This is a genomic window from Nonlabens sp. SCSIO 43208 (assembly GCF_050703575.1).
GTDB classification, from domain to species: Bacteria; Bacteroidota; Bacteroidia; order Flavobacteriales; family Flavobacteriaceae; genus Nonlabens; species Nonlabens tegetincola.
Genome location: NZ_CP065365.1, coordinates 2272411 through 2287290 on the forward strand (window position 1 = coordinate 2272411; position 14880 = coordinate 2287290).

Annotated in this window: 15 protein-coding genes; 8 read left to right on the plus strand and 7 right to left on the minus strand. The window is 33.9% G+C overall.

Annotated elements, in window-relative coordinates:
• Positions 1–114: 114 nt before the first annotated feature.
• The 3 genes from prfB to I5168_RS10420 all read left to right on the plus strand — a co-directional run bounded on the left by prfB (position 115) and on the right by I5168_RS10420 (position 4314).
• Positions 115–1221 carry a peptide chain release factor 2 gene (gene prfB / locus I5168_RS10410; RefSeq protein ID WP_431471722.1) on the plus strand — a complete coding sequence of 369 codons (1107 nt, stop codon included), beginning with the start codon at positions 115–117 and terminating at the stop codon, positions 1219–1221.
• A gap of 83 nt (positions 1222–1304) precedes the next feature.
• The gene (locus I5168_RS10415; protein ID WP_431471723.1) at positions 1305–3749 is read left to right on the plus strand and encodes an outer membrane beta-barrel protein; all 2445 of its coding nucleotides are present in this window, start codon (positions 1305–1307) and stop codon (positions 3747–3749) included.
• A 76-nt stretch (positions 3750–3825) separates the two neighbouring features.
• Positions 3826–4314 (plus strand): hypothetical protein, encoded by a 489-nt coding sequence (locus I5168_RS10420; RefSeq protein ID WP_060522544.1) that lies wholly within the window; start codon positions 3826–3828, stop codon positions 4312–4314.
• A gap of 405 nt (positions 4315–4719) precedes the next feature.
• Here I5168_RS10420 and I5168_RS10425 read toward each other — a convergent pair whose 3' ends face one another.
• Both I5168_RS10425 and I5168_RS10430 read right to left on the minus strand, forming a co-directional pair.
• Positions 4720–4932, minus strand: a complete 213-nt coding sequence (locus tag I5168_RS10425; protein ID WP_042278719.1) for a VF530 family DNA-binding protein — start codon at positions 4930–4932, stop codon at positions 4720–4722.
• 3 nt (positions 4933–4935) lie between these two features.
• Complete coding sequence (locus I5168_RS10430; RefSeq protein WP_105018920.1) at positions 4936–5457, minus strand: SixA phosphatase family protein; 522 nt, start codon at positions 5455–5457, stop codon at positions 4936–4938.
• Between the two features lie 77 nt (positions 5458–5534).
• Here I5168_RS10430 and I5168_RS10435 point away from each other — a divergent pair, with 77 nt between their 5' ends.
• Both I5168_RS10435 and I5168_RS10440 read left to right on the plus strand, forming a co-directional pair.
• Positions 5535–6746: a bifunctional alpha/beta hydrolase/OsmC family protein gene (locus tag I5168_RS10435; protein ID WP_431471724.1), complete on the plus strand. Its 1212-nt coding sequence runs from the start codon at positions 5535–5537 to the stop codon at positions 6744–6746.
• Positions 6747–6749: 3 nt separating this feature from the next.
• Positions 6750–7238: a YdeI/OmpD-associated family protein gene (locus I5168_RS10440; protein ID WP_042278715.1), complete on the plus strand. Its 489-nt coding sequence runs from the start codon at positions 6750–6752 to the stop codon at positions 7236–7238.
• A 43-nt stretch (positions 7239–7281) separates the two neighbouring features.
• Here the strand turns inward: I5168_RS10440 and I5168_RS10445 are convergent, their stop codons facing one another.
• From I5168_RS10445 to I5168_RS10460, 4 genes are read right to left on the minus strand one after another with little or no spacing between them, the layout of a single operon-like run.
• Positions 7282–8070, minus strand: coding sequence for a LytR/AlgR family response regulator transcription factor (locus I5168_RS10445; protein ID WP_431472766.1), 789 nt, complete (start codon positions 8068–8070; stop codon positions 7282–7284).
• A complete protein-coding gene (locus I5168_RS10450; RefSeq protein WP_060522549.1) occupies positions 8066–8353 on the minus strand; it encodes a 2TM domain-containing protein in 288 nt (95 codons plus the stop codon). The genes I5168_RS10445 and I5168_RS10450 overlap by 5 nt, the downstream gene beginning before the upstream one ends.
• A 4-nt stretch (positions 8354–8357) precedes the next feature.
• Positions 8358–8651 (minus strand): 2TM domain-containing protein, encoded by a 294-nt coding sequence (locus tag I5168_RS10455; protein WP_042278710.1) that lies wholly within the window; start codon positions 8649–8651, stop codon positions 8358–8360.
• A gap of 2 nt (positions 8652–8653) precedes the next feature.
• Positions 8654–9982, minus strand: coding sequence for a histidine kinase (locus tag I5168_RS10460; RefSeq protein WP_169709757.1), 1329 nt, complete (start codon positions 9980–9982; stop codon positions 8654–8656).
• Positions 9983–10133: 151 nt separating this feature from the next.
• Between I5168_RS10460 and I5168_RS10465 the strand changes: the two genes are divergently transcribed.
• Positions 10134–10910 carry a zinc-dependent peptidase gene (locus I5168_RS10465; protein WP_431471725.1) on the plus strand — a complete coding sequence of 259 codons (777 nt, stop codon included), beginning with the start codon at positions 10134–10136 and terminating at the stop codon, positions 10908–10910.
• A 39-nt stretch (positions 10911–10949) separates the two neighbouring features.
• Here the strand turns inward: I5168_RS10465 and I5168_RS10470 are convergent, their stop codons facing one another.
• Positions 10950–11690, minus strand: coding sequence for a DUF6503 family protein (locus I5168_RS10470; protein WP_042278707.1), 741 nt, complete (start codon positions 11688–11690; stop codon positions 10950–10952).
• Between the two features lie 54 nt (positions 11691–11744).
• Between I5168_RS10470 and smpB the strand changes: the two genes are divergently transcribed.
• Positions 11745–12206, plus strand: coding sequence for an SsrA-binding protein SmpB (smpB, locus tag I5168_RS10475; RefSeq protein ID WP_105018915.1), 462 nt, complete (start codon positions 11745–11747; stop codon positions 12204–12206).
• A gap of 126 nt (positions 12207–12332) precedes the next feature.
• On the plus strand, positions 12333–14804 hold the full coding sequence (locus tag I5168_RS10480; RefSeq protein ID WP_431471726.1) for a DUF5686 and carboxypeptidase regulatory-like domain-containing protein: 2472 nt from the start codon (positions 12333–12335) through the stop codon (positions 14802–14804).
• Positions 14805–14880 lie beyond the last annotated feature (76 nt).

A 14880-nucleotide genomic window follows, 5' to 3' on the forward strand; every position in this document is an offset into this window, starting at 1 on the left:
AAGTGGGATTACGCTTTCGCGAAAGCGAATACTAAAAACACTGTCATTTATATATTGAGGATAATAGTACCCTTAATATTTAAAATTTTATTTTTGCGAGTCCAATAAATTTTTATGGTAACTACAGAACAGATTAAAGATCTTGAGAATCGAGTAAAAGATCTAAAATCCTACTTACAAATTGAAGCAAAGCAAATCGAGATCACAAATCTTGAAGAGAAAACCTTTTCTCCTGACTTTTGGAACAATCCGAAAGAGGCTGAAGTTATTATGAAACAGTTACGTAATAAAAAACAATGGACCACAGATTATCAACGAGCGGTTACACTAGTAGAAGATCTGGACGTATTGTATGAATTTTTTAAGGAGGACGATGCAACCGAACAAGATGTTCAACAAAAGTTTGATGAAGCAACCTCATTAGTTGAAAATCTTGAGTTTAAAAATATGTTATCCAATGAAGGTGATGACATGAGTGCAGTACTTCAAATAACTGCTGGTGCTGGTGGAACAGAATCTTGTGATTGGGCAGAGATGCTCATGCGCATGTACATGATGTGGGCAGAAAAACATGGTTTCAAGGTTAAGGAATTAAATTTTCAAGCTGGTGATGTTGCTGGTGTAAAAACAGTTACTCTTGAAATTGATGGTGATTATAGCTTTGGATGGTTAAAAGGAGAAAATGGCGTTCATAGATTGGTACGCATATCTCCTTTTGATAGTAATGCAAAACGACATACCTCATTTGTATCAGTCTATGTTTATCCACTAGCAGATGACTCTATCGAAATAGATATTAATCCTGCTGATATTTCTTGGGATTTTGCACGTAGTAGCGGTGCTGGTGGTCAAAATGTAAACAAGGTAGAAACCAAGGCCATTCTAACTCACCATCCTACTGGAATTGTTATTCACAATTCTGAAACTCGTTCACAGTTAGAAAATCGGGAAAAAGCCATGCAAATGCTGAAATCACAGCTTTTTGAAATTGAATTACAAAAACGTAATGCTGCCAGAGATGAAATTGAAGCTGGTAAAATGAAAATTGAATGGGGTTCTCAAATACGTAATTATGTTTTACATCCTTATAAACTGGTAAAGGATGTACGAACTAATGAAGAAACAGGAAATACCGATGCTGTACTTAATGGTGATATTGACGCTTTTCTAAAGGCCTTCTTAATGAGTCAAGGTCAGGAGAAACCTAGCGACGAATTATAAATAATTTGATATTCCTTTAACCTAAGTTTAGGCTTTTGTCAACTTATCGTGATATACATTGCACAAAAGTTGTAAACCTAAAAATGAAAAAGACCTTAACGTTATTAATGATCTTAATAGGATCATTTGCGATTGCTCAAAAACAAGAAGTAAAATATACTATTAAAGGAACTCTTGTCGACCTTAACACGAAAGCTCCATTGGAATTTGCTACCATATCTTTTATAAGCAATGATCCAAATGTTCCTGCTCAAGGTGGTGTTACAGATCTAGATGGTAACTATGAATTTAAAGTAAGTCCAGGTACCTATACTGTAAAATGGGATTACATTACCTTCAAAACAATAGAAAAGCAAAATGTTGTTATTAAAAATGACAAAGATTTTGGCACCATGGAAATGGTGGTAGATGTGGCACAATTGGATGCTGCAGTGGTAATTGCCGAAAAAACAACCGTAGACATACGACTAGACAAAAAGATTTATAATATAAGTAGTGACCTTACTGTAAGAGGTGGTTCTGCTAGTGATGTATTAGATAATGTACCTAGTGTAAGTGTAGACGTAGAAGGAAATGTCGCTTTACGTGGTAATGAAAACGTAACCATTTTTATAGATGGTAGGCCTAGTGCTCTAGTCGGTTTAAATGGCGCCGAAGCGTTAAGACAAATTCCAGCAGAGGCTATCGAGAAAATAGAGGTAATCACCTCGCCTAGTGCAAGGTACGATGCCGAAGGTACCGCTGGTATTTTAAACATTATCTTAAGAAAAAAATCTTTGGAAGGTTTCAATGGAAATTTACAATTAGAATCAGGTGTACCAGAACGATTAGGAGTTTCTTTTAATGGAAATTATCGCACGGGCGACTGGAACTTTTTCACAAATACCGGATGGCGCTATAGAACAACTCCAGGAAATGCTAGCTCTAGTACAGAATTCTTTTCTCCTGATGCTGCCAACAGGTTTGTGGATGAACGTAGAGATTTCGATAGACTAGGACGTAATTTCTTTACCAGTTTAGGAGCTCGATATGATATAAATGACAACAGTAATATTGTTGCAAACTTTGTTTATCGCTATGGTAACGATGACGATGTAACTACTAATACCATAGATAGATTTGATATTAATAGAAATTTGAATGAGGCTACATTGCGACGAGAAATGGAAGGTGAAAATGAGGATGATTATCAGTTCACACTAGATTATTTGAATGATCTTGATGAGGATGGTCAAAAGCTTTCTATAAGTTTTCAATACGGTGGTGAAATTGAAGAGGAAATCGCTAACATTATTGAACAAGAAACTACTACAAGTACAATTAATGATGTTGAGTTTCAAGATCAAGAAACAGAAGAACAAAACGCTTTATTACAAATAGATTACGAGCTTCCGATTGGTGAAAACACCAATTTTGAGGCTGGTTATAGAGGAAACTATAGGGATATTACGACTTCTTTATTTTTTGCTGAAAGACTAGACTTTACCACGCCAGATTCTCCCTTAGTGCCAGATCCAGGTTTAAATAACACATTCCAATATGAGGAATTAGTTAATGCCTTTTACTCGCAATATGGGCATAAATGGACTAAATTTTCATTACTAGCTGGGTTGCGATATGAAATAACAGATGTTGATATTTTTCAAGAAACAACTAATGTAACTTCAGAAAAAAATTACGGAAGCCTATTCCCTACTTTAAACTTAGGTTACGAGTTTAGAGATGGTGAGAATATAACTTTGGGATATAACCGAAGAGTAAGACGACCTAGAGGAAGATTTTTAAACCCATTTCCTAGTCGTAGTAGCGAGTCAAATATCTTCCAGGGTAATGTAGATCTTGATCCTAGTTTTGCAAATAGTTTAGAACTTACCTACCTGAGAAAATGGAATAAAGTTACATTGAGTACAGCTGTCTATTTTAATCGTAGTGAAGACAATTGGGAATTTATTCAAGAAGAAACTGGAGAGCTTACAGACAATGGAGATCCTATAATTAGAAGAACTCCTGTAAACCTTTCTACACAAGATCGATTAGGATACGAACTCACTTTAACATACAGACCGTTTAAATGGTGGACCATTAATTCTGATTTTAATGTATTCAATGTTGAGACAGATGGAGATTTCAACGGACAAAGTTTTGATTTTAATAACACCACATATTTTGCCAGATTGAATCAAAAATTCACCTTACCTGGAAAAATAGACCTTCAAAATAGAATTAATTATCGTGGAGCAAGTGAAAATGCTCAAGGAACTAACGATGGTATTGTAACTATAAACCTTGCTGCAAGTACAGATATTTGGGATGAAAGAGCTTCTATTACAGCTAGTGTAAGTGATTTATTAAACAGTCGTCGTAGACAAGGAACTGTTACTACCCCAAATTTTATTTCAGAAAGTGAATTCCAATGGCGTGAGCGTCAATTTATTGTCACCTTTGTTTACAGATTTAATGAACAAAAAAGACGTGATCGTAATAACTTCAACAACGACGGCGGTGATGATATAGAGTTTGAAGGTTAACAATACATTTAAGAATATTAACTTTTTATATCCATAAATAAATTGATTTAATAAGATTTTTGTTAAAACAATAAACATGAAAAGAATATTTTTATTTTTTGGATTACTAGTAAGTGGTCTAATTAGTGCACAAGAAATCTCAAACAATGCTATAGGAATTAGAGCTGGTGATGGTGATGGTTTTGGTACTGAAATATCCTATCAACGTTATTTAGGAGGAAACAACCGTTTAGAAATTGATTTGGGTATTGAATCAGGAAACAATTTTGATGGATTCAAGGCTAGTGGTATTTATCACTGGGTTTGGAATATCGATGGCGGTTTTAATTGGTACGCAGGACCAGGTGCAGGAATTGCTTTTATAGATCTTGATGATGATTTTCCAGGACGTGATCGCTTTGACGATAGTGAAACCTCATTATTTGTAGGTGGACAGGTAGGAATTGAATATAACTTTGATATTCCACTTATACTTTCATTAGATGTAAGACCAGAATTTTATTTTGGTGATTTTAGGGATGGAAATGATTTTGATGTTGCGTTAGGTATTCGCTATCAGTTTTAAACTGTACTTCAATAAAAAAACTTAAACCTCAGGATTTTATTCTGAGGTTTTTTTTATCTATCAAAGTAACAATTAAAGCTTAAAAGCTACGTATAACTAAACTCACGTTATGAAACATAGTTCCTTTTCTGCAATGCAGCTGTCTTTAAAAAATAACAAACGTGAAAGAAAATCAAGGTTTGACAATTCACCTTTAGGCAAGACTAAATCAAAGCTGAATGCTAAAATAGCAACTAAAGCAATTGATAAAAAAGACCTTAATAAAATAGCTTCTAGAATAAGAAGTCAGAACAATTATAACCTTCTTAAAAGTATTCTATTTTTTACTATAATAGCAGCTATAATAAGCGCCTTTGTAATCTTTTTGATCCATACGTTTAATATACATTAAACATTTAATCAATTCTAGTGAAAAGTGTCTAAATAGAGTTGCTCCACCTTTTCACGAGCCCATGGTGTGCGCCTTAAGAACTTCAAACTAGATTTAATTGACGGGTTTGTATTAAAGCAATTAATGCGTATTAAACCACCTAGCTCGTACCAGCCATAATGATTTACTAGTTTTTCTAGAATATCTGCTAGTTTAACACCATGTAAAGGATTATTAGGTTGCTCCATAAGTTATTCAATAAAATCCATGGCTAGCTTTTGTGCCCTTGATTTACCGTTATTATCGATTTGTACTTTAAAAAAATGATTGTAATCTTTCTCGTCTAATTCCTTATAAATACTATCAGATTGTAAGTCATTGGTATAGGAATTAATAGTGTTGCTATGACCATATAACACAACTGTCTCTCCTTTGTATTTATTTAATAAGCTATCACCATTCAAAGATCTTACATCATAAATTTCTATGGGTAGTTTCTTTGATTTAGCTAGTGGTGCCGCTGTCTGTCTAGTTCTCTTGTAATCACTGGATAATATTCTATCAACATCTTTTAAGAAAAAATAATTCACCCATTGATTTGCTCTTGAAATACCGCTCGGTGTAAGTTCTGGATCATTACCTTGATCCTTGACTTTTTCAGCGTGCCTAATAAAATAAAAAGTGGTTAACTTATTATCTTCTTGCTTACTAGTGTTACCACAAGAACTCACAACGATCATAATAACAATCACCCAAAGAGATTTCAATTTCATAATTTCAAGTCTTTTTCCGTTCACAATATTACGTTAAGTTTTTAAGCCTGTAATAGAAAGTTGGTATTTTTAAAGTTATGAAAGCTACTACCATAACTTTTGATAGTCCTACAGGATACAAACTCACTGGGATAGTCGAATTACCCAGTTCTCAAAAACCCCATAATTTTGTAATATTTGCTCACTGTTTTACGTGTAGTAAGGATCTTACTCCAGTGCGTATTATTTCGAGAGAACTTACCGCACAAGGATTTGGTGTGTTACGATTTGATTTTACCGGTCTAGGAGCTTCTCACGGTGATTTTGCTGATACGACATTTTCGAGTAATGTTGACGACTTACTGGCTGCCGTTGAGTATTTAGAAGAGCACTATCAAGCGCCTTCACTTCTTATTGGACATAGTTTGGGTGGTGCTGCTGCGATTTTTGCTTCCGCGAAAGCGAACTCTATAAAGGCTGTTGCTACTATAGGTACTCCTAGTGATGTTAAACATGTGAAGCATTTATTTGCTGATAAAGTGGAAGAAATTGAATCAAAAGGAAATGCAAAAGTTCAATTAGCAGGAAGAGAATTTACAATATCCAGCGATTTTGTAAAGAGTCTCAATGAAAATCATCTCACTCAGGTACTACAAAATTTACGCAAACCTGTGCTCATCATGCACAGTCCGCAGGACGATTATGTAAGTATTAAACATGCAGAAAAATTATATGTCAATGCCTGGCATCCTAAAAGCTTCATTAGTCTAGACGGTGCTCACCATCTACTCATGAACAAAAAAGATAGCAGTTATACAGGAAGAGTAATCGCAGCATGGGCCTTGCGATATCTAAACATTCCTGAAAAACAATCACTCAAATCCGAACATGAAATTGTTGCAAGTTTAAAAGCTGGTGACGACTACACTACTTCTATTAAGGCAGGCGATCACTACATCACAGCAGACGAACCTTTGAGTGTAGGTGGCAATAACTTTGGGCCAACACCTTATGAACTGGTATCATCTGGTCTTGCTGCATGTACGGTGATGACTTTGCACATGTATTCTAGGCGCAAGCAATGGCCACTAGATCATGTTGAATGTCATGTTTCATATAGTAAAGAACACGCAGCTGATTGTGAACACTGTGAGGAAAATTCTGCCAAGATTGACACCTTTAAAAGAGCTATAAAAATCACTGGAGACCTGGATGAAAAACAAATTGACCGTTTGTTACAAATTGCAGATAAATGTCCCGTACATCGTACCTTGCACAGTGAGACACAAGTAATCACAAATAGATTATAATAGATGGTTTTTGAATTTGAAGCAACTCTAGGAACAGATGGCTTTATGGGAGCTATCCTAATTCCTGAGGACATTGCCGATCAATTAGCAGTAGATAAAATAAAACGCGTAGTTGCAACCATTACTTCCAATAATAAGGAGCTAAAATTACACGCTGGCGTTTCAAAAAAGCATGGGACTGTATACCTCATGTTTTCCAAAGCAAATCGTAAATTACTCGATGTTGATCAAGGAGACACGGTTAAGGTAAAAATGCAAGAAGACACTAGCAAATATCAAGCTCCCATGACCGAAGAGCTGGAAGCCGTACTATTGAGTGATTTTGAGGCTTATGAAATATTTGAAACGCTTACACCTGGTAAACAACGCAACATAATTTTTATGGTTTACAATGCAAAAGGAGAACAAAAAAGGGTGGATATTGCTTTAAACGCTATGGAAAATTTAAAAATAGGAAATCGAGATCCTTATAAATTTGAAAAATTAATTTAAAAATCGGTAGTCGTTACAATCTTAGTTTTTGTTATTGTAAGTCTTACTGATTCATCCAATTTTTAAAATCCTTTACTCGCTCACGACTCACGATAAGGTCAAATTCATTAAAAGAATCAATTTTCACCTTTAAACGTGAATTTGTGTATGAAATCATATCTTTTATAGCGTTAATATTGATAATAGCTTGTCTAGAAATACGATAAAACTGTTCAGGATCAAGCTCATTACTTACAGACTCTAATTTATTATCTATTAAGTAATTGCGCCCATTAGATAGATTGACATAAGTTCCTTTATTTTCAGAAAAGAACAATTGAATATCATCAACATGAAACAGTTTTAAATGTTCTCCTACTTTAGCTGTATATCGTTTCTTATAATTCTTATCAATAGGGTTACCCAACATTTGGGCTATGCGTGAAAAATCTATTTTACTTAGGCTATTTTGAGGTGATTGGGATGATGAGTTTCCGCTTTCGCGAAAGCGTAATTCAAACTTATTTATTGCAGCTTGTAAGTCATCTTCATCTAGAGGTTTAAGTAAATAATCTACGCTGTTGTGTTTAAATGCTTGCAAGGCATATTCATCATAGGCAGTCGTGAATATAATGGCGCTATCCAATTGAACCTCATCAAAGATTTCAAAAGATAATCCATCACTTAATTGAATGTCAAGAAAAATTAAATCTGGAGAACTGTTGTTGTGAAAGTAGTTAACAGCTTCTTCTACAGAATGTAACATGGTCATAACCTCAACACCTAGTTCGTGCAACATGCGTTGTAATCTGCGAGCAGCAGGTTTTTCGTCTTCTATTATTATGGTTTTAATGCTCATTTTCTAATAATTCTTTGATTTTTTTCTCTTCCCATTTTTTACCAAAAAATGGATTTAGTTTAAAAGTATTTAAAGCGTGAATAAGCAGTCCTAAACCCCACCAAATTGTCACGGTCCAAATAAAAAATGCCATTGAACCACCAAAATACCATACTAGCAATGCAATACCACCATTAACCAACATAAATGAAATAAGATGGTTGTAGAAACCTTTGAGTTCTTTTACTCTTTTTACGGCTTTCTGACGAGCCTCTTCTTGGGTTGTAAATGATTCCATTTTGTTAAGAGTTAAGTTCTTTTTCCATAATTTCTTGAATTTTGCGCTCTTCCCATTTTTTACCTGTAAATGGATTAGTGCCAAAAATAGCAAATGCATGTGCAATTAATCCTATTCCCCATCCACCAAGAGTGAACAAAAACCAAGGAAATTCCCATTGATTTTGATAGTAATTTAATCCCGCTATTCCTATATTTACTAGTATGTAGACCACACTGTGAGAATAAAATCCACGGATCTCTCCTACTCTTTCTTTTGCCCTTTTGTAGCGTTCTTCATATGTTTCTTGTGGTTTCATAATTAAAAGTTTTTATCGTTCATTAATTGTTCGATTTTTCGATTTTCCCACTCTTTACCTAGTGGTATTTTATAATCGTAAACATTGGCATAATTGTAAATTAATCCAATACTCATCCCAACGGTAGGAAATATGATCCAAGGAAAATCACTTGTAAAATAGTTCACCGCAGACAGGAAGATTAAAATGGCTGCGCTTCTAAAAGCATTATCGTAAAGTCCTTTTATATCGGCAACTCTACTTTTTGCCTTGACTAGTTTAATATCTTCGACACTTGTGTTTTCTACTGTATTCATAATTGTTTCTTTTTCAGTTATTATAGGTATGTTTACCCTAAAGTTATCATCCTGTTTATCGATACTCATTTTACGGTTGCTCAATAAAGCATACCTAGAAGCTATATTATTAAGACCTACACCACTGCTGCGCTTTACTACTTGTTTAGGTTGTAGATTATTTTTGATGGCAAGCATATCTCCATCTTCAAAAATCTCAATTAAAAGTGGTTTTGTATCACTAACCACGTTATGCTTAACTGCATTTTCTAGTAGTAATTGAAGAGATAGAGGCACAACCTGTGCATCTGGATTGCTAGCTTCATTGGGTATAATTACTTCTATACTATTCTCGAACCTTGTTTTAAGAAGATTCACATAAGTACGTGCAAATTGTAATTCCTCATTAATTGTTACCAATTCTTTGTTACGTTGTTCTAGTACATATCTATACACCTTGGATAATGACGTTGTAAATTTTGTAGCTGCCTTGGGGTTTTCCTCGATCAATGAAACTAGAACGTTCAAACTATTAAATAAAAAGTGTGGATCCAGTTGACTTTTAAGAGCATCGAACTGTGCTGTGGCACTGCGCGCTATTACCTTCTGCTCCTTTACCTTTTTATTTAATGATAGTCTATAGAAATAAACTGCGTGGTAGATCAAACTCACAATCACCGTAATTATGAGGCCCAACCAATAATACTCGGCACTTTGATTTGCCCAGAAGAACTCTAAGGACTTTTGATAAAACCCTAGTACCACAATAATGTAACATACAAACAAAGCTATCATAGTTAATATGATGGAACCTAGTGCACCAAAAATCAATCTTCCTACTGTGTGAGTTTCCCAATCATAGTACTTTGATATGAAATTAAACCACCATTGATTTACAGCTGTTAACACTACAGTGAACATGAAATTAATTCCAAAGTTGATTGCTTCTTCTTGAAAGTTGAAGAAATAACCACGAGCGTATGCGTTTATTAATAAGATAATAAAAGCAAGTAAAATGCTATAAATAAAATATTTAAAAAACTTTTTTAAGGTCATGAGTTCTTTTTTTCTAGCTTAAAAGTAAGTCTTTCCTTTAAAGCTGTGACAAATATCTATTCAAACTACATGAGTTTAAAATAGAGGTTACCGAATTGTAAAATAGGTGGACTGAAATGTAGCTAGTACCTTTACAAGGTAAAATGACCTTATGATAACTACGTTATTTATTGTAGCTCTTATTCTAATCTATTTTGTAATTAAATTCAATACCACTAAGAAAAACCCAGCATTATCAATACCTAATTTTTGGCATGTTGATTTACTGAAATATGTACCTTTTTATAAGGCCTTGAATCACGAGCAGCAATCTGTATTTAAAAATCGTATGGCACTGTTCTTAAAGGAGATTCAAATAGAAGGAGTGCACATTGAGGTTGCAGACAAGGATGAAATGTTAATTGCGGCAAGCGCTGTAATTCCTGTATTTCATTTTCCAGACTGGCATTACAATAACTTAAAAATCGTCTGGTTATATCCAGATCGATTCAATCAAGAACTAGGCTTTGCCGAAAAAGATGAAAACCGTAATATCCTAGGATTAGTAGGTACAGGAAGATTTGAGAATCAAATGATATTATCGCAAAAAGCGCTTTATCACGGTTTTCGTAACAATACGGATAAACTAAATACCGCAGTTCATGAGTTTGTTCACCTCATAGATAAAATGGATGGTAAAATAGACGGCATTCCGCAAATATTGATGAACCAACCTATGGTTGCAGCTTGGTTAGAGATCATGCATCATGAAATGGAGCAAATCAATAACGACAAGTCAGACATAAGGTCCTACGGTGGAACAAGTGAAGCCGAATTCTTTGCCGTTGCTTGTGAATACTTCTTTTCTAGGCCAAAACTTATGAAACGTAAACATCCAGATATTTACCAAATGCTAGAATCATGCTTTTTACAAGAAACTACAAAGTAACGAACAGTGAATTACCTATTCAATAAGTTGATATTCGTATTAATCTAACGTGAGTTTTACTTGCTCTGTTTTAATCTCGCTGACTAACTCCAGTTGACCTTTTTCAAATAAATCATCCAACTGCAATAAATCAGGATTTGTTTTGACTGCTTTATAGTTTTTATAATCCTGTATGATTACACCATTTACCGTTCTACGATTTACGCTTTCGCGAAAGCGATATCCACATTCTTCCTCACAATAAGAATAAGCCAGGTAATCAATTAAATAATTGTCCTTATTTATCCAGTAGACAAAAACGTCGTCGTGATCCTCGCCACCACCTTCTTCTTTAAAAGTAACCTTGACCTCGTAATATTTATTATTTAAAATCGTATCAATCCCTATTTTTTTAGAGATTATAGCATCTCCATCTAAACTATACGGTAATTGTGCAAAATACACTACGCTATTAAGGCTACTGGCATAACCGTTAAGTAAAGAATCTGCAACGGTAATTAAGGAATCGTTTATATAGCGCTCTTTCTTATTGTTACTCAATACATCTTTAATCCTTAAGGAATCTTGAATAAACTCACGAGAATATTGAAACACACCTTTATTTCTTGTAGCCTCGTATTGTGTTCCTCTGAATTTGAATTCCATCGTAGATTGGTCCAAAAAAGGAGAGCCATGCGCTTGAATACTCTTATGAATTAACTCCTTACCAGTATAATCTTTATCATCAACTTTACAAGCAACAAGTGCTGTCAACAGTAGTAATAGTACAATCTTTTTCATTTCACAAATATATAAGACATGCATGTGCTGGTCTGTTTATATTTGCAGTATTATATGAAGATTAACAAAAAAATAGAAATTAAAAATCGTAAGGCACGATTTGAATATGAGATACTAGATAGGTATACTGCTGGTATTGTGCTTGCTGGAACTGAAATTAAAGCTATAAGGTTAGGTAAAGCTAGTATAGCCGAAAGTTTTTGTGAATTTCAAAACAACGAGCTTTGGGTAATCAATATGACAGTACAAGAATACTCACATGCTACCTATTTTAACCATCAACCTAAACAAGAGCGTAAACTTTTATTAAACCGCAAGGAACTTAAAAAACTAGAAAAGGATGTTACTAATTCTGGTAATACCATTGTTCCATTACGCTTGTTTGTAAATGAAAATGGTCTAGCAAAAATGGACATAGCGCTAGCAAAGGGTAAAAAACTTTACGATAAGCGTGAAACCATGAAAGATCGGGATAATAAACGCCGTCTAGACGCAATAAAAAAACAATTCAAGTAATTTCATGCAATCTAGGCAACCTTATTTAACAATATACGTCTATGTAGTTAAACAAGGTTAAGTTCCTTCTATAAGACATAGAGTTTTATGGTTCTGAATTAACTTTGGGATCCATAAACCAACTCTATGAAATATTATATTACTCTCATTTTTGTTTTCAGTTTAGCTTTCGCCAAAGCGCAATTAATAGGAACTCTTACAGGAACACAAGGAGATTCGCTGGCCTTTGCCTCTATTTATATTAAAGGTTCTTATACGGGAACAACTACTAATAATGAAGGTGCTTACACTTTAAAGCTTCCCAAATTTGGTGATTATGAAATTGTATACCAATCTTTAGGCTATGCTCCTAAAACTATAAAAGTCAACTATCAAAAGGAACATCAGGTACAAAACGTCATTTTAAAAGAACAGGCCACTTCACTAGATGAAGTAATTGTAAATAGTGATGAAAACCCAGCAGATAGAGTTATTCAAGCTGCTATTGATAATAGAGAAAAGAATAGATTAAAATTCTCCAGTTATAAAGCAAATTTTTATTCGCGTGGTTTATGGCGTATGAATGATGTTCCAGAAAGTTTTATGGGACAAGAGATAGGTGATCTTGACGGATCACTAGATTCTATAACTAGATCGGGTATTATCTACCTATCTGAAACGGTTTCAAAAATTGCCTATGAAGCACCTGATAATTTTAAGGAACACATAATAGCAAGTAAGATAAGTGGTGACGATAATGGTTTTAGTGCCAATAGTGCCGAAAGTGCCGACTTTAATTTTTACAACAATAATATAGACTTAAATAATCGAATCGTATCTCCTATTGCAGATTATGCTTTTGGATATTATAAATATAAATTGTTAGGAACCTTTTTTGATGATAATAATTTTTTGATCAATAAAATAGAGGTTAAAAGTAAAAGGCCTAATGATAATACATTTGAAGGTATTATTTACATAGTAGAAGATCAATGGACGATTTACGGCCTTGAGCTTACCACAACTGGTATGAATATAAATGTACCTGTCATTAAAGAGATAACCTTTAAACAAGACTTTTCTTATGAAGAAAGTAATAAGGATTGGGTAAAACGATCACAAAGCATTGACTTTTCATTTAAGTTCTTAGGTTTTAAAGGGAATGGTCGATTTATCGCAAACTACACGGATTATAATTTCAATCCACAATTTGAAAAAGATTTTTTTGGTGCTGAAGTTTTGAGTTTTGAAGAAGGTGCCAATAAAAAAGACAGTCTATTTTGGAAAAAACAAAGACCTGTTCCTTTAAATACAGAAGAAAGTAAAGAGTACATAAAAAAAGACAGTATTGCAGCAGTACGCAACGATCCTAAATACAAGGATTCAATTGATGCTGTAAACAATAAGTTTAGGTTACTAGATCCCATTACAGGTTATTCCTACCGAAATAGCAATAAAAACTACTCGATTACATACGATGGTATAGCAAACTTTTCTGGTTTTAATACAGTACAAGGATTTTCCATAAATTCTGGGCTCTCTTATTTTAAAGGCTTTGACGAGGATTATAATAGAACTTTATACCTAGGGACAAAATTCAACTATGGATTTAGTGACGATAGGTTAAGGTACACCTTTACTGGAAATTATAGATTCAATAGAACCAATCGTAGGTATTTAGGCTTTAAAGCTGGTACTGAAGTACGTCAAATAAATAATAGCAACCCTATTTCTAACCTAGAAAATTCATTAAGTAGTTTATTATTTGAAAGAAATTTTGCCAAGTTCTATGAAGTTGATTTTGCTAGTATCAACTTTGGACAAGAAGTGGTAAATGGTGTTTTTGTAAATACCTCAGTTTCATATGAAAGACGTCAACCATTAACAAATACTGAAGATCAGGTATGGTTTCCTCAAGATGATATAGATTACACTAGCAATAATCCTTTGAGTTTGGATTTAGGAAGACAAGCGATAATAGACGATCATGAGATTTTAAAAACTGGTGTATCGTTAACCATACGTCCAGGTCAAAAGTACCAAAGTTATCCCAACCAAAAATTCAACATCTCCAATGAAAAATACCCAACGATTGTTTTAAATTATGAAGGTGGATTTGCTTCAAATAATGATAATTACAACTTCCATCAATTCAAGGCAAGTTTGTACCAAGGTTTTGATTTAGGAAATTTAGGTAGAACGAGCTATTATGCCAATGCTGGTACATTTCTTAACGCCGATAATATTTCATTTGTGGACTACCAACATTTTAATGGTAATAGATTAAGGTATAAACTACAAGCAGTTAATCCCTATGGTTTCGGTTTGTTAAACTATTACGATTACAGTACAAATAAGGATTATGCTCAACTTCATGTTCAACATGACTTCAAAGGATTTATTTTAGGAAAAATACCAGTGCTTAATCAATTAAATTACGATTTGATTTTGAATGGAAAAGCACTTTTTACAGAACGCAAACCTTATTTTGAATTAAGCGCAGGGATCGACAATATTGGTTTTGGAAATTTTAGACCTTTCAGAATCGACTACGTATACAGCATGACATCTGGAAGAAACTACGGAGCTTTTGTTTTAGGATTCAATCTAGGATTTTAAAAATTTGTTAATTCTTTTAACAATTGTGTATTTTAAAAGTTTTAATAGCCTAAATTTGAGACAACTAACACAACCC